This window comes from Endozoicomonas arenosclerae, from assembly GCF_001562015.1.
GTDB lineage: Bacteria > Pseudomonadota > Gammaproteobacteria > Pseudomonadales > Endozoicomonadaceae > Endozoicomonas_A > Endozoicomonas_A arenosclerae.
The window spans coordinates 1-16,293 of sequence record NZ_LASA01000077.1; the positions used below are offsets into that span (position 1 = coordinate 1).

11 protein-coding genes are annotated in these 16,293 nt (G+C 47.8%); 6 read left to right on the forward strand and 5 right to left on the reverse strand.

Features of this window, described 5'->3' with window-relative positions; all coding sequences use genetic code 11:
* Positions 1-319: 319 nt before the first annotated feature.
* Positions 320-1,192: an aspartoacylase gene (locus WG89_RS11700; RefSeq protein ID WP_062266032.1), complete on the reverse strand. Its 873-nt coding sequence runs from the start codon at positions 1,190-1,192 to the stop codon at positions 320-322.
* Positions 1,193-1,315: 123 nt separating this feature from the next.
* Between WG89_RS11700 and WG89_RS11705 the strand changes: the two genes are divergently transcribed.
* The 3 genes from WG89_RS11705 to WG89_RS11715 all read left to right on the forward strand — a co-directional run bounded on the left by WG89_RS11705 (position 1,316) and on the right by WG89_RS11715 (position 5,666).
* Positions 1,316-3,358, forward strand: coding sequence for an FUSC family protein (locus WG89_RS11705; protein WP_062266036.1), 2,043 nt, complete (start codon positions 1,316-1,318; stop codon positions 3,356-3,358).
* Positions 3,355-4,239 (forward strand): HlyD family secretion protein, encoded by an 885-nt coding sequence (locus WG89_RS11710; protein WP_062266038.1) that lies wholly within the window; start codon positions 3,355-3,357, stop codon positions 4,237-4,239. The genes WG89_RS11705 and WG89_RS11710 overlap by 4 nt, the downstream gene beginning before the upstream one ends.
* A gap of 134 nt (positions 4,240-4,373) precedes the next feature.
* Positions 4,374-5,666 (forward strand): multidrug effflux MFS transporter, encoded by a 1,293-nt coding sequence (locus tag WG89_RS11715; protein ID WP_062266041.1) that lies wholly within the window; start codon positions 4,374-4,376, stop codon positions 5,664-5,666.
* Here the strand turns inward: WG89_RS11715 and WG89_RS11720 are convergent.
* The gene (locus WG89_RS11720; protein WP_079253805.1) at positions 5,594-6,562 is read right to left on the reverse strand and encodes a LysR family transcriptional regulator; all 969 of its coding nucleotides are present in this window, start codon (positions 6,560-6,562) and stop codon (positions 5,594-5,596) included. The genes WG89_RS11715 and WG89_RS11720 overlap by 73 nt on opposite strands.
* Before the next feature lie 178 nt (positions 6,563-6,740).
* Between WG89_RS11720 and WG89_RS11725 the strand changes: the two genes are divergently transcribed.
* A complete protein-coding gene (locus tag WG89_RS11725; RefSeq protein WP_062266139.1) occupies positions 6,741-7,514 on the forward strand; it encodes a ferredoxin--NADP reductase in 774 nt (257 codons plus the stop codon).
* 56 nt (positions 7,515-7,570) lie between these two features.
* On the opposite strand, the gene WG89_RS11730 is transcribed toward WG89_RS11725, so the two are convergent.
* Positions 7,571-9,049 (reverse strand): carbon starvation CstA family protein, encoded by a 1,479-nt coding sequence (locus tag WG89_RS11730; protein ID WP_062266044.1) that lies wholly within the window; start codon positions 9,047-9,049, stop codon positions 7,571-7,573.
* A gap of 543 nt (positions 9,050-9,592) precedes the next feature.
* Here WG89_RS11730 and WG89_RS11735 point away from each other — a divergent pair.
* Positions 9,593-11,059 (forward strand): catalase, encoded by a 1,467-nt coding sequence (locus WG89_RS11735; RefSeq protein ID WP_062266047.1) that lies wholly within the window; start codon positions 9,593-9,595, stop codon positions 11,057-11,059.
* Between the two features lie 38 nt (positions 11,060-11,097).
* Here the strand turns inward: WG89_RS11735 and WG89_RS11740 are convergent, their stop codons facing one another.
* Positions 11,098-12,681: a hypothetical protein gene (locus tag WG89_RS11740; protein WP_062266050.1), complete on the reverse strand. Its 1,584-nt coding sequence runs from the start codon at positions 12,679-12,681 to the stop codon at positions 11,098-11,100.
* Between the two features lie 129 nt (positions 12,682-12,810).
* Between WG89_RS11740 and WG89_RS11745 the strand changes: the two genes are divergently transcribed.
* Positions 12,811-15,888, forward strand: a complete 3,078-nt coding sequence (locus WG89_RS11745) for a hypothetical protein (RefSeq protein ID WP_062266053.1) — start codon at positions 12,811-12,813, stop codon at positions 15,886-15,888.
* Here WG89_RS11745 and WG89_RS11750 read toward each other — a convergent pair whose 3' ends face one another.
* The gene (locus tag WG89_RS11750) at positions 15,889-16,098 is read right to left on the reverse strand and encodes a hypothetical protein (RefSeq protein ID WP_062266056.1); all 210 of its coding nucleotides are present in this window, start codon (positions 16,096-16,098) and stop codon (positions 15,889-15,891) included.
* Positions 16,099-16,293: the final 195 nt, after the last annotated feature.

The window sequence follows — 16,293 nt, forward strand, 5'->3', positions numbered from 1 at the left end:
CCAGCCTTTTGATCCTGTGCCTCGATAAGAATTGATCAGTGGAGACAGGTCGAGCTGGTCAACAACATCCACCACAAAGCGAGCCATATGACCTTCTGGAAGATAATCCTGGATGCTGGCAGGGAAAAGGTCGGGAGTGTTTCGGTCGACCGGTTTGAACTTCCACTTATTCATAGTGCTTTGAGTGTTACTGGTACTGGAATCAGGATTTTACCTGTTTTGCTGGTTAAGTCCGACAGGCTCCTAGGCAATGAAATGCAGGGCTTTCGTTTTGCTTACAGACAAAAAAGCAATAATAAGTGGCTCGTTATTCTCTGATTTAATGCTGCAGCTTGATGATCTCCTTTTGAGTGATCACCAGAGCTGTATTTTCATGATAATAAGCGGCTTCATTGATAAAGATGGGGTAGCCTGATTCACCTTTATACATTGTCTCCGTGCCATCCATATTCTGGAACAGAGGCATGCCAGGCTTCAGCTCTTCAAAATCCTTATCCTGTAACGAGCTATGAACCATAGCGGATAACTGTCCGCCGTCGTTTCTTGGGTAAAGAATTCGGTCTGTAACTTTATAGACTTCAACGGATTCAGGTAAAACGGCGTTCTGCTCGTCGTGTGGCATCAGGGTAAAATCAACCAGATGTTTTATTACCGCTTCAGTTTCAGCAAACTGGTCGTGGCGCAAAATCCCATTGGGAAGAGGCCCAACCTCAATGGCCATTGCATAATCAGAAAGGCTGTTCAGAGTGCGACTGAAGTTAGTATCGCGGTCACTCAGGATGACTTTTACATCCGGCATATGCTGCTGCACATAAGTGGCTGCCTGAAGGTTAAAGGCTGCATGATCTCTGACTATCAGAGTCATTCCCATGTTGCTGGTGGTACTGTGGAGGTCAATAATAAAACGATCATTTTTTGATTTTGGACCAAGCAGCTGATTGATTTCCCGAGCCCGGCGGTGCTCGTATAGGGCATCATCATTTCCGTTAAGAATGTCATCAGTAAAGGAACGGTTCAGGTCTTCATCAATGAATCGCCTGGTTGTTTTGTGGGCCTCTGGGTTTGCCAGTAAATAGTCAACTGGAATAGTGCTATGGCTGAAACTCTGCTCCTGCTCCAGTTTCCTGATCAGATAAGGACCAATAAACTCGTTGCCATGAGTGCCACCAACAATGGTGATTTTTTTAATCATAAAAAGTCCTGTCCCACTGAATCGTTCTGCAAAATAGACTAAACCTGCCGTGAGGCTACTACAACTACTTGTTCTTATGAGCAGCTATACTCTGGCTGCCTCATCCGGGAGCCAGTTAAGCCCATGACCCGCCATTCCAGCAGCCAAGTTGGAGATTTGTTGATCCCATATGATGGCTGGCGAGCCAGAGAATCCATCAAGGTAGCAGTAGCTGTAGCGATCTGTCTGGTTATTATTTTCAATTTCCAGATTGAGAATGGCTTTATGGCGCTGTTGGTGATCACAGTGATTAATGCTGTTTTCCCCCATGATATGACCCGCATGACACTGGAGCGATTCGGTGGTGCAAGTTGTGGGACGCTTCTTGGCTTTCTGCTGATTCAATTCACTGATCCGGTGGTGCAAACCTGTCTTACTGTTGTGGGTGTTCTTTTGCTGATCTGGCCCTATACCCTGGGCAGACTGCATTATGCCTCTGTTTTTGCGGCCCTGACTCTGGCCATTCTCTATCAGATGAATTTTATGGACAGTAGCCGGACCATCACCTTTGGCATGCACTGGATGTTACTGATTGCTATGGGGGGCGGGATTCTCTGGCTGGTCAGTTCTCTCATGTACCCCCAAAATGCTACCTGGGCTTTGCGCTTGCAACTGGATCGGTTTCTGGCTGACTTATACAAAATGAGAAGCAGGCATCGGATTACGGCTCTGCCTTTTCTGGAAAGGTTGTTTCAGGCGGGGGGACGGTTTCTGGATGCTGGAGAACAGATCCGGTGTCGTAAGCTTTGCTCGGTTATTCAACCCCTCTCAGAGGAGTTAAGCGAATTACGACATCTATTGCCCCTGATCAAAAATGACATTGCGTCTGACTATTGGCAGAACTTACACGCTTTTTCCGAGTCGGCAGAGAGATTGCTCCGTCAATCCAATGCCGTCTCCCATCATTGGCAGAAAGATGCTGAGTGTATGGCGAGTCTGTATCAACAAATGCAATCCCACTTCTATCAGTTCTGGGAGCAGTACAGTGCCAGTCAGCTAAAAAGTCATCTGGTGCCTGTGGCCAAAGCCCAGAGGTGTTGCTATGCCATTCTTCAACATTGCCAGTATTTGTTTGAAACCGGGGATTCCCTGACAAAAATGCCTGTGACAGAGCAGCCGGTTGCTGATCTTCATAGCTTGAGAAGAGCGATCAAAATAACCGTCATTATTCTCGTCACTGCCCAGATTTCTCTGCAGATGCATTGGCAGGGTGGTTTCCAGGCACTGATTGCTGCCACAGTGATGGCTATTCAGCCTAATGCCGGTTTGTTACTGAGTCGTATATCTCAACGACTGACAGGGTTATTGACGGGTGCTGCAGTGGCGGTTTTTGTAGCTATGCTGTTGAGCCATATCACCAGTGTCTGGGTGTTAATTGGCTGTTATTTTGTGGGCATCTATTTTGCCAACTATTTCAGCCTGGGCAGTGAACGATACAGCTACGGTGCCTTACAGGCTGGTGTAGCCCTGACATTGACGCTTTCCTATGGCAACTCCACAACCGATATTGACTTGCTGGTGATGGCAGAGCGAATAGCCGGTCTTTTTGAAGGCTTTGCCATCGCCATGATCATCTTGATGCTTTTTCCTGACAGTCCGGGCAGTCAGTATCGTCAGGCATTAAATAAGCTTCAGAGAAGATTGCTTTTGAGGCTTGGGCAAAAAGAAAGTACTGGGCTGGCTGTTCTCCACTTCAATCAGGATATTGCCTTTTTACACCAGCTGGCTTCACAGTCTGACCATCTTTCCACATTTACACGTCAGTTGCCCAGATATAGACCTTTGACCGTTGTGGCCACACGGTTGGTCCGTAATATCAGTGCCATGGAAAAGCACTTTCATGATCTTTCCGGACAAAGCCGGATGAAACCTCTTGGACAAAGTGTCTGCAGGGATTTCTCTGAAATTCTGACGGGGTGCTTTCAAACGCAGACTGCCAGAGAAAAGATGATCGCTCTGCATGAAATGAGGCGCAATCTGGTGAAAATACTCCGCAACCTGCAAGCACCAGATGTTCGGCAAAGTCATTCTTCAGCCAGTCTGAGCCATACTGTCTGCGCATTGCTGGCTTGTCGGGATGCCTGCCAGAATCTGATGACACTGCAACGCTATTACCAGAAATTATGACTACTCCTCAACGTTATGCGACTGTGATTGTGAGTGTGTTTTTATGGGTTGCCGGATTTGTTCTGGTGACTAATCGCTATATCCCCAATACTGACTTTGCCACGCTTCAGGCTTATACCGTACCGGTATCCAGCCTGGTGGCGGGGAATATTACCCGTGTTGAAGTGACGGATAACCAGAAAGTGTCTGCAGGCGATCTTCTGTTTGGTATTGATCCGGAGCCGGTGAATATCAGCCTGACCCAGGCTCAGGAAGCCTATCAGGTGGCTCATGAGCACTTTCAATCACTCAATCGCCTGTTTCAGTCTAAGAGTGTCAGCCGTGACGACTTTCTTCAGGCCGGAAAGGCTTTGTACCTCAACGCCCGTTCCCTGGCGGAAGCGCGTTATCAGCAAAAGCACATTCTTACTCATGCTCCGGTAACCGGGTTTGTTACGAATCTTGAAGTCCGCCCTGGACAGTATGCCGAGACGGGACAGAGAATCATGACATTGATTGATGACAGTGACTGGTGGATTTACACCAATGTTAAGGAGAACAATTTGACGAGGGTCATTCCTGGCCAGCCCGTTTTGATCAGTTTGAATACCTGTCCGGGGTTGGTGATCAAAGGAACTGTTTCAACCATCGCCAGAGGGGTTGATACCGATGAAACTGGTCCGAGCGGATTGGCTCAGGTGGAGAGAAGCAGTAACTGGATTCGACTGGCCCAGCGATTTCCGGTCAGGGTAATCTTTGATCGCAGTCAGCTGCCAGAAGATTGCAGGCTTTATAATGGAACGACTGCCATCACTTCCATCCTTACGGTTGATAACTTTTTATCCAGAACCGTTGCTTCAGGCATTCAACAGCTCAGAACCCACCTTCAATACTTGTACTAGCTGACAAACTCAAAGTCGGTCTGGATTACCGACTAGGGAATAAAGTGTTAGGATGCTGCGAATGGACGACGCATTTTTACTAAATATCCCATAAAAAAGTCGTATGACACTAAGAATTTTCAAGGATTCCGGCCATGGAGCAGGCAAGCCCATCTTCGCCTAATAATAAGCTGTCTACCCGTCTTGCTCTGATGCTTGCTGCACTGGTTTCAATTGGCCCATTCGCTATCGATGCTTATTTGCCTGCGCTGCCTGGTATGGCCGTTTTCTATGACGTTTCTATGGCCAGCGTTCAGATGTCGATCAGTCTGTTCTTCGTTGGTTTTGCCCTGGGTCAGGTCGTAGGTGGCCCTGTTTCTGACAGAGTTGGCCGTAGGCCTGTAGCGCTGGTGGGACTCAGTATTTTTACTCTCACCAGTTTGCTGATTGTCTGGACCCAAAGTGTCGATGAGCTTTTAGTGCTTCGGTTTATTCAGGCATTGGGAGGCGGCGCGACAACGGTGATCTCTTCGGCCACTGTGCGTGATCGATACCGTGGCAGGGATGTCGCCAAAATGCTGTCTATGGTGTCCATGATTATGTTGATGGCCCCCATGCTGGCACCCGGTATTGGAGCCATTGCCCTGAACTTTTTCTCATGGCAAAGCATATTTGGAATTCAGGCGGTCTATGGACTCCTGTTGTTACTCATGGTCGTTTTTCAACTGCCTGAGACCAATCCAAACCCGAAAGCGGAAGGGCCTTTAGTCCGGGGTATTTTGCAAAAATATGCTGAAGTTTTGGGTACTCCCAAAGCTATGGGCTTTGTTTTGTGTACAGGTTTCTCTCTGGGGTGTCTGTTTACTTTCCTGACCGGTTCAGCCTTTACCTATATTGAGTACTTTGGCGTTTCAACCAATATGTACCCCATCCTGTTTGGTTCCAATGTATTGATCTACATGATGGTCAACCGTTTGAACATGAAGCTGCTGAATCGTTACGAACCGGTGCAGCTGATTCCCATAGGTATTGCTATTCAGCTAACGTCTATGGTCGTTTTTAATGCCGTTCTGCACTTTTTTAATCCAGGACTGCCTTTTGTTTATCTGATGATTACTCTGACCATCAGTTCAATTGGTTTTATCGCTGCCAACTCAACCAGTTGTACATTGAAGTATTTTCCTCACAGCAGTGGTACTGCCAATGCCGTTATAGGCACGTTGAACTTTGGCCTGGGGGGAGTTGTTGGCATCCTGATGTCCCTGATGCACGACGGTACTCTGGTGCCTATCGCTACTACCATGTTCCTGGTGAGCTTTTTGTCACTGGTTTTCTTTGTCTGGGGCATGAGAGCTCCGGAGCCGGAGATTCCCGGTCAGGCGTCAGAATCACAAAGTGCTTTGTCTGATTCTGCAACAAAGGCTGTACGTGAACCCGCAGATCTCTGATGTTCTGAAGAACCGGCCGTCCAACTGCGACAGAGCTGAATCAGTTCCTTGATACCCTGGCTGACGTATTTCTGCCGGTGCATGATGAAGTAAAACTGCCGGCTCAAATCCCGATTGGGGATTAATAAAGGAGTCAGACTGCCTCTTTTAAAGGCTTCCTGAAGAGTGATTCGTGACAGGCAGCCAATTCCCAGCCCTGCTTCGACGGCCCGTTTAATGGCCTCTGTATGTTGTAATTCCATAACAACGTTCATGTTTGGCAGAATGCCATGCATGGCACGATCAAAAGCCTGTCGGGTTCCTGAACCTGCCTCACGCAGAATCCAGCCTGTGTCCAGAAGATCCTGATCCGATAACTGGATTTTGTTCTCCAGAGGGTGTCCCGGAGCGCAAAACACCACCAGCTCATCATCACACCAGGGAATGACATTCAGGTCGTGGTGATGCAGTTCACCTTCAATCAGTCCGATATCCAGGTCGAAGTTCAGAACTTTCCTGGTGATGGCCGCTGTATTGGCTACTTCCAGATCAATATGAGTGTCCGGTTTATCCCTCATCATTCTGGCGACAATGTTTACCGCCAGATAGTTGCCAATGGACAGCGTAGCCCCCACTTTAATTTGCCCTACCAGTGTTTTACTGGACAGCTTTTGCTCCAGTTGCTGGGCTTTTTCCAATAGAGCTTCGGCTTCCGGGCGTATCTGATGGCCAAGATCATTCAACTGCAGCCTTTTGCCAATCCGGTCAAACAGTTGAGTACTGAACTGTTGTTCCAGTTCTTTCAGGGCACTGCTGGCAGCTGACTGTGACATAGACAGGGCTTTTGCTGCACGGGTAAGGTTTTGCTGGCGGGCGGCCTCCAGAAAAACCTCCAGCTGACGGAGGGTGAATTTCATTGGCTTATCGATTCAGTCGAATAATCTTATAAGAATTATCTGTTTCACAAATATCGTACCCCTGACTAGGATAATCTGGAAGAAAAAATATTATGAATATATGAACCCTTTTCCTATTTATCCCTCTAACAGGCATTGGGTTGGGCAGAAAAATCGGCCATCAGGAGTGATACCTACCGTGAGCAATCTTATCCGGGAGACAGTAACCAGCGTACACCACTGGAATGATACCCTCTTCAGTTTTACCACCACACGCAACCAGGGCTTGAGATTCAAGAACGGTCATTTCACCATGATCGGACTGGAAGTTGAGAACAAGCCTTTGCTGAGAGCCTACAGTATTGCCAGCGCCAACTACGAAGAAGAAATGGAGTTTTTCTCCATCAAGGTGCAGGACGGTCCTCTAACCCAGCATCTGCAGAAACTGGAAGTGGGCGATGACATTCTGGTAGGCACCAAGCCGGTGGGCACTCTGGTATCTGATAATCTTCTGCCCGGCAAGAATCTCTATCTGCTCAGTACCGGTACTGGCCTTGCTCCTTTCATGAGCATCATCAAGGATTTTGAAATCTACGAGCAGTTCGATAACGTGATTCTGACTCACGGTGTTCGTTATGTGTCTGAGCTGGCCTATCAGGACCGGATTGAGCATGAACTGCCTGAGAACGAATACTTTGGTGAGATGGTTAAAAGTCAGCTGAAGTATTACCCAACGGTGACTCGCGAACCTTTCCGCAATGAAGGACGTCTGACGGATTTGATGGAGAGTGGCAAGCTGTTTTCTGACCTGAATCTTCCTGAACCTAATCTGGAAGATGATCGCTTTATGCTCTGTGGCAGTCCGGCGATGTTGAAAGATCTGTGTCGTATTCTTGAAGAGCGTGGTTTCGAGGAAGCCCGTGGCGGGAAGCCGGGACATTTTGTGATTGAAAGAGCTTTTGTCGAGAAGTAATCCCTCCTGAATAGTGAAAGGTATCGGATGTGCCGATACCTTTCACTCATGGCTTTTTAAGCCATAGACACCTTACCTTTGGCTTTTCTATCCACAATAATCAGTGCTGTCAGCACCGCAATTGCAATCACTACGCCTACCGGTTTGGTCCATTCTGGAGACAGTCCGAAACCAATGCTGGCGGTGAGAATATAAGACAAAGTTACACTGGTTCCGGCGACTGCAGGCAGACTCACAATCCAGTGGAATGCACCACGATCAAACAGATACTTGGTAGCCAGCCAGAGTACGCTGGTGGACAGCAGCATGTTGGAGAAGGCGAAGTATCTCCAGATCAGTGAGAAATCTATAAAAGTAATCAGGTAAGCGATGCCCAGAATCGGTGTCGCCAACAGAATACGGTTACGCATGCTCTGGGGAATGTTGAAGGCATCAACAATGGTCAGACGCAGAGAACGGAAGGCGGTATCGCCAGAAGTAATCGGGAAGACCGCCACAGCAATAATCGCCATGATGCCACCCAAGACACCCAGATAGCTGGAAGCGACTTCGTTAACCACCATGCCCGGACCACCCATGTCCAGAATGGCTTTCAATTCAGCGTAACCACCCGGGAATGCGGCAATACCTGCCAGAGCCCAGACACAAGCTACCAGACCTTCAGACATCATTGCACCGTAGTAAACCGGGCGAACGTATTTCTCGTTGGTCAGGCAGCGAGCCATGATAGGAGCCTGAGTAGAGTGGAAACCACTGATGGCACCGCAGGTAATGGTGACAAACAACAGAGGCCATACAGGCAGCCCGGCAGGGTTGGGGGTCAGAATCGCACTTTGATGTTCCAGATGGCTGTGTGTGATGTAAGTGAAGAAATCACTGGCTACGGGCAGGTGAGGCGCATCAATCAGCAGTGCAATGGCAATCAGAGTGGTCATGACGATCATCAGCAGGCCGAAGAACGGGTACAGGCGGGTAATGATCTTGTCGATGGGCAGCAGGGTGGCCAGGAAGTAATAGCCAAGAATCAGCAGCACCCAGAAGGTATTGTTGGCGAAAATAGTGCCTTCAAAGTAGCTCAGGTTACTGAGCAAACCCGCCGGGCTCATAATGAAAACCACGCCTACAAAGAACAGCAGCATGGCGGTAAAGATCAGCATGATGCCTTTGAAGTAGACATTGTAATATTGTCCGGCGATTTCCGGCAGGGACTTGCCGTCTTCCTTGATGCTCATGACGCCAGAGAAGTAGTCATGCACCGCGCCACCAATAATGTTACCCAGTACAATCCACACCAGGGCAATAGGGCCATAAAGAGCACCCAGAATTGGACCAAAGATGGGACCCACACCGGCAACATTCAGGAACTGGATCAGGTAAGCCTTAACGGGGTGAATGGCCACATAGTCAACGCCCTCGTCAAAACGCTTTTGTGGTGTTTCAGCACTGGGATCAATCCCCGCCTGTTTTTCAACAAAGGGGCTATAAAATTTATAACCCAGTATCAGCAGGGTTATAGCGACAAAAAATACGATCATGGCAATGAGTACCTGTTGTTATCTTGCAGCCTGTGTGGCCATGTTGGATTCTTATACTGCTTCCACTCACCTCAGAAAGAAGAAACAGGGTCTTTGATCAGCTGTACATGTTTTATTTATTAACTCTGGCTGGTGTTGCTTGTGCTCTGATCGAAAGGTTTTTTTGCCCTGTGATAAAACGATTGGAGTTGTTGAATTCTGTGGACAAGGCGGGCGGAAGGATAGGTATTTACCGTGGATTTGGAGTTGATCTGAGTCAATTAACGGGCAACTTTTAACTCATCACGTTGAATTAAAAAGCAGGGTTACAGTCGATATCCGTTAATTAAGGCCGATTCTGATTTTATTCAGCTTGTGTATGAAATAAAGGCAATGGGGAAAATATTGCTTTTGTTCAGGGCGGATTTATTTGAATAATATTTAAACCATAGAAAAATCTAATAAGAGTGATGGAGAGCAATCATTAGCCTCTATCGACAGGATCTCTAAACTGTCAGTCATGAGTTAGCCACTGATTCAATTATCCGTCCAAGGAGACTGGGAATGAGTAACAAGACTTATCTGACTACCGGCAACGGTGCCCCTGTAGCTGATGACAATGCCAGCATTTCTGCAGGAGAGCGTGGTTCACTGACATTTGATAACTTCAGACTGTTTGAGAAACTGGCCCACTTTAATAGAGAACGAATTCCCGAGCGTGTCGTGCATGCTCGAGGCTATGGAGCTTACGGTACTTTCACTCTGAACAAGGATTTGTCCGATTACTCCATCGCAAACTTTCTGCAGGGAGCGGGAAAACAGACGGAAGTCTTCCTGAGATTTTCTACCGTAGCTGGTGGTCAGGATTCGGGTGATTATGTCAGGGATGTTCGTGGTTTTGCCCTGCGCTTTTATACCGAAGAAGGTAACTACGATATTGTCGGCAACAATACACCGGTCTTCTTTATCCGTGATCCAGCCAAGTTTCCTGACTTTATTCATTCCCAGAAAAAAGATCCAAAAACCAATCTGGGGAATCCGGCTCACCATTTTGAATTCTGGGCCAATCACCCTCAGTCCATGCATCAGATGACGATTGTGATGTCGGATCGGGGTATTCCACAGTCTTTGCGTCATATTAATGGTTATGGTTCCCACACGCTGAGCCTATACAACGACAAGGGTGAGCGTTTCTGGATTAAATGGCACTTCAAGACCAATCAGGGCATTAAAACCCTGACCAATGAGGAAGCCGCATCTATGCCGGCTGACGGGATGCAGAAAGATCTGGTGGAGTCCATTGAGAAAGGGGATTTCCCAAGCTGGACCGTAAAAATCCAGATTATGACCGAGGAGCAGGCCAAAGATTATGAAATTAACCCTTTCGACCTGACCAAGGTATGGCCTCATTCTGATTTCCCTTTGCAGGAAATGGGTCAGCTGGAGTTGAACCGGAACGTTGAAAACTACTTTGCTGAAACCGAGCAGGTGGCTTTCTCACCCAGCAATGTAGTGCCAGGCACCGGTGTATCTCCTGACAAGGTGTTGCAGGGCAGACTGTTTGCTTATGCCGATGCTCACAGATACCGTGTCGGAGCCAATCATCAGCAGATTCCGGTCAACAAGCCGAAATGTCCGGTGCATCATTATCAGCGTGACGGCGTCATGGCGGGTGCTTCAGGTTGCCCGGTAACCGTTCACCTGCAGGGCAGTCAGGKTAACTTCTATCCGAATGATCGTGCCGGCGAAGGCGCTCCGGTGCCCAAGCCTGATGTTGCTGAGCCACCCATGCCGATTGAAGAAAATGCCTGGTTGAAAGCCTACGACACAACCAATGAAGACAATTACACTCAGGCAGGAAACCTGTTCCGGATGATGTCTGAAGATCAGAAAGTCCAGCTGGTTGAGAATATTGCCGGAGGGTTGAGTCAGGCGACAGAGTCTGTGCAACAGCGAATGTTTGAACACTTTACCCGTTGTGATGATGACTATGGTCGTCGTGTAGCTGAGGCAGTCAACAAACTGGCCTGATTGAGTGAATATCTGGCTCTGAGCTATTCAGAGCCAGATCATGCACCGTCGGAGTCACTGCTTGAATTGGACCAGTAACGGCCATGTTCTTGATAAGCTCTCTCCTTGGCACTCATAGAGGTCGACGGCATCTCTTTTTCCCCTCTGTTTCTGGGCCTGACAGGCGTCGTTTCCTGATCGGAGGCTTCCTGCGAGGGGGTATCAGGTAAATCCATTCTTAGTCTTTTTCTGGGAATGCTTTTACCGGCCATGGTTTTTCCGGGAGCATGCTTTCCTCCGGTAACAGGACGAGGTTGATCCGTACCACTCTCTTCGGCCTCTGATTGACCATTGTCGCTTGTTGTGGGCTGGCTATCCGTTTCCGTTGCATCATCCGCTGGCCATTCATTACCTGGAATACAATCTACTCTGGGTTCATAACGCTCCAACCACTCTCTCCAGTCAATAGGTTCACCGTTAGCTGTGAGTTTCAATTTGCGTTCCACTACGACGGTATCCAGCAACAATCTCAGCTGATCCTGCTGTCGCAATGTCAGCTGGCTTTCGGCACCCAAAAATGCGTGTAAATAATGGGCGAAATATTCTGAATGCAGCATATCGCCTTCACCCACATTGAACTCAGTAGCCAGATCGCATTCCTGCTGGTTGGACCACATGGCAGAAAATGTGTGGGCAAACAGCCAGATGGATCGGTGAAAGCGACTGTTCTGAAAAATTCTCTCTTCCAATGGCGAGAGTTGATATTTCAGCAAGGCCGATTTGAGAGGGCGCCAGTATTGTATAAACAGGGTTTTACCCAGGTCTTCAATTTGCTGGCTGGTGGTGACTGGTTCACCCAGAAGGTCTTTATTGATGGGATTTACCTTTAGTTCAAGAGAGTTGAAGAAGGCAAATGGATTGGTGTGGATCTCACAGTCTGTGGTTCGATAAGCCCAGAGCGCCATCAAAAAGTACTTTTGCAGATCTGTTAACGGGGAGGTGTCTGAAAAGGCTGTCTTACAGAGTTGCAGGATGACTTCCACCTTTTCCCGACGATCATTGTGCTGGAATGACTGAATCATGGACCTCAAACTCTCTTCAGTAACCGCCTCGCGATTAACCTCAAGTTTTTGTAGAGCTGACAGTAAGTGAGTGATGGCTGGCCATAATTTTACAGACATCAGTTCAGGTGGGGGGGGCTCAGGAATGTTCTCAGGTCTTACAAAACGATCGGGAGCCAGCAACCAGTACTTCCAGCTAGGAGGAATCTGCATATTGCCATCCCTGTCTGTTTTCATGGCTCTGTGCCAGCTGTCGGGGAATGAAGAGCTCCATTCTTGCCATGACGTTTTCCAGAATGCTTTCATCCTGGGTCTCAGGGAGTCGTGATAGACCGGCAGGGAGGAGGTTGGGCCCGTTTTACCGCGTGTTTCTCTGGATGAGACAGAGCGGGATTTTGATTTTTTAGTCTGTTCCAACAAGTGAGGTCTGGGTTGTTTTCCACCCCCTGCAGGCCTGACTGGACGCTGCCGCATGTAGGCCTGGGGCTTTCCACGGCGGCTGGACGAGGGAGGGTTGGCAGTGGCACCACTGCTGATAGATGTTGGAACATTATCTGGACTGAACAACCGCTGCGAATCCATCCCGGCCTCTCATTGCTACTTTCCCTGAATCATTATTGTTTGACCAAGATCAATTGAGAGAGTTCCGGGCACTTTCTGGCGAGATAATGGTCAAAAACATCTGAAGTTCAAAGGAATGGTTTTACGGTTATGCATGGAACAGGCTCAAGCCAGGCCCCTTTTGATTGGAAAGAGGCTTCCCGTCAGGTGATGGATTCTCAACGAAAAAGAACGGCTCACGCACGAGCCGGGACTACAAGCGCGTCTCTCGGCCTGGAGGTCAAGCAGGCACGTGTTTCTGGTCTGTATATGTCACCTGAAACGTCTCAGACCCGATCTCAAAGAGAGACATCATTCCTTTCTGCTAATTACCCATCGCCTCAAGAGTCTCAAACAAAATCCAGATCTTTTGTCAGAGTGACTCGTTTATCGGATTCATCTGAATCTGAGCCTGAAACGGATGAATCTGAAGATGAGGTCAACCTGGAGCCTATGGTGGTTTCCATCCAAAAAGGGATTTTAAATGAGTTTCGGGCACCGTCACCCTGTCCTTCTGATTTTGAAATATTCTCACCGGTCCCGTATTGGGACGTGGATTCGATAGAGTTTCGGGAAGTTGAGAAAAGATCAGACTATCAGGTCATGACGTCCAGTCTGCCGGATGATCAGAAAGCACTGGTTGATGAGATGACCAGGTTGCTGGATAAGGCCAGACAATTTCCCATTGTTGATATTCATCAGACGACAGAAACATTCAGGGAGCGTTGTGAAGCAGCTCGAAACGAGATGATTCAATGGCAGTTCAAAGAGCTGGTGGAAGGGCATTTTCCTGGGAATACGGACTTTGATCAGCAGATGAAAGTCATGATGAAAGCCGAGGGTGCCAGACGTCTTAAATTTATTCGTTGTGATGATTGGTGTTTCTTTCTTCTGGCGCACTGGTTAAGGAGTAATAAACAGAGCTCTCAGGCTTCTCTGGTGAATCTTCAGATCAAGAAAGGAGAAGACACGGTCACTAATCACTATTTTTTGCTGATGGCACCGGGTGATAACCCTGTTGATGGGATTGACGACAGTGAAGTGTCAATACAACAGGGGGCCCTACCCAACAAGACTTTCTGCGAAGCTATGGAGAAGCAAGGGGTAGTCATCGTTGATCCTTCCTTGCAGAGGGTGGTACCTCTCACTGAAAAGACGTTGTCTGACCATATGTTTATGCTTTGCAGTCAGTATGGTTACTGGATGACGGGTGATGCTACCGTCACTCTTGTTGAGCAGTTCCAGAAAAATGGTGGTCTGGGTGAAAAGGATATCAGTCTTGCGAAGAGTCAGACCAGAAGGTTACTTCCATTGGCGGTATTGCTCTGGCATCACAGTCGCGACCTGTCGTTGAGCGGGTTGATGTGGCATCTCAAAAAGATGGAGTGTAATCCCTCGGATATCTGTCCCAATAAAATCAGCCGATCCGTTTTCTGGAGCGCCTGTGCCTTGCATTGCATACCCAAAGTGTTTGCCGATTATGAAGCCGTTGGGCCATTGGGCGAGACCTACAAAACCAACGACTTTGATGTGCTGGCCTGCTATCGAAGCTGTACCGATGAATATGTATCTGCCCTGAGAAACCAGGCTGAAAAGTATCTGCGCAGGGGGCGCTCTGTGGAACAATGTCTGGAGGCTATGAGCACTCACGGTTTTTTTGGGGATTTTGAAGGAGAAAGCAGGGATTCCAGAGGGAAGCCTTATCGAATTCCAGCCATTGAAGGTATCGATCGAAAATATTGGAATAAAAGGAACTGGAGAGGGACTGGTAAAACACTTCTCAAAGCGATCGGAGTGGATATCAAAGCCTGCCGAAGAAGTGTTGGCAGCCGGATTGCACAGTCCATAAAAGACAAAGATCTGATTGATGGTGCAGTGTCGCTTATCTGTCAGGACTATCGTCACCTTTGGGATCGTCGACCTGAAATAAAGTCTGGGATCAGGAGGGCTAAATCCAATATACCGGCTCTTGTCAGGCATTTGATGAAGGAAGAGCAGGTCGCTTTGTCCGAAAGTCAGAGCACTAAAAAGTCGTTTGCCTGGAAGCCTTTGGATACCTTACAGGTTTGTCATCCAGAAACAGGGCACTTTCGTCGCGCTCTGAAAAGTTTCATTACTCAGGGATTTGAGGAGGGACTGGATGTTAAGTCCATGGCTGAGATCCTGAGGTCCAGGCAGGGCACCGTTGCCCTTGTCTCTCAATCAAAAAATCTTCTGGCAGTAGAACTGCCAAAATCAGTTAAGGAGGCGGGTTTTACAGGCTGGTCTGAGCAAGCTCTACTCAAGGTGATGACTAAAGAAGGTATCGAGTCTCCCTCGGCAAAGGCTTTGTTGAATAGAAGATTGCAAAGGATGTTTGACCGAATGGATTGGAGAAAAAGTTCCGAAACTATTTTGGGTAACCTTAATACAGCACTCTCAAGACAGCCTGAGTTTATGAATCTTGCCAGACAATTGATTCCGGACTTTGATGCAGATCGAGCCAAGGGGTGTATAGCCCAGTTTCTACGGTGCCTGATTTTTTATTCGGATTTTGAGCCGCCTGAAAAAGTTGCTGAAGCTTTGGCAGTCAACGCTCTGGATGAATTGGGATTGTATACAACGGGCTGTGAAAACTGGCGCAGAGGTATTTTAAAGCAGATCAAAAGCTATCTCAGGGAAGGGCATACACTGTCTTACATTGTCCACAAGCTGAATAATGGCGACAGTTTTTTCAAACATGGCCCTATGCCTTCTATCGCTTGTCCCGGATTGGGAAGAGACAGGACCTGGACCTATTCAAGGTTAAGGGCGTTTCTGGAAAGTAATGGGCTGACATTCGGCACGATGATGACGAAGTATTCGAAATCTGCAGACTGTCTTGATTTTGAAAGACAAATTTACCGGCGCAAAGGTGAATCAATGACTCTGAAAGAGGGTAGGGTTATCGACCTGATGTTGACCCCTAAGTATGATACTCCCCACGAATCTTCCAGGAGGATTGGTGAAGCCGCTCGAACCTTTAACATGTCGAGAGAAGAAGTCAGGGATTTCTTTTTCAGGCTCAAGCAATTCAAAATGCGCAAGGCAGCCAAACGACCTCATTTGCCCCTATCCATTCCCTTGGAAAATGGGCGAGCTGTCCGGAAGCGTTCTGCCAGCACGGAAGCGCCTGTCAGTAAACACACGAAGCTGGATGTTGAAGCATGATTACTGCTTCACTTTTTCTTTGAAGTCATCGTACATACCTTCAAGCCCACCTCGTTTACCCACTTCAAAGCCAAACCAGACTTTGTTAGCAAATCGGGGGAAGTCAGCTTTCATATAGGCATAATCCTGACCAACGGCCATTTCAAAATCTCGTGAGAGACCCACAATGACAACCAAAGCCAGAAAGACCATTGCCAGCAGCTTGTACATGCTTCATACCCTAGTGAATTTGTTTCAACGATATTAGCAGAATGATTTTTCAGGCTCGATGCACAAGTCTGAATTCTACTCTTAAACATAAATATTATTTCTTAATTTTCTTTATCAGGCAGTCTTCAGACCAATGTGAACGAATTATGAATAATAATGATTATGAGTCGCTGAATCTGAATGATAGATGAATGC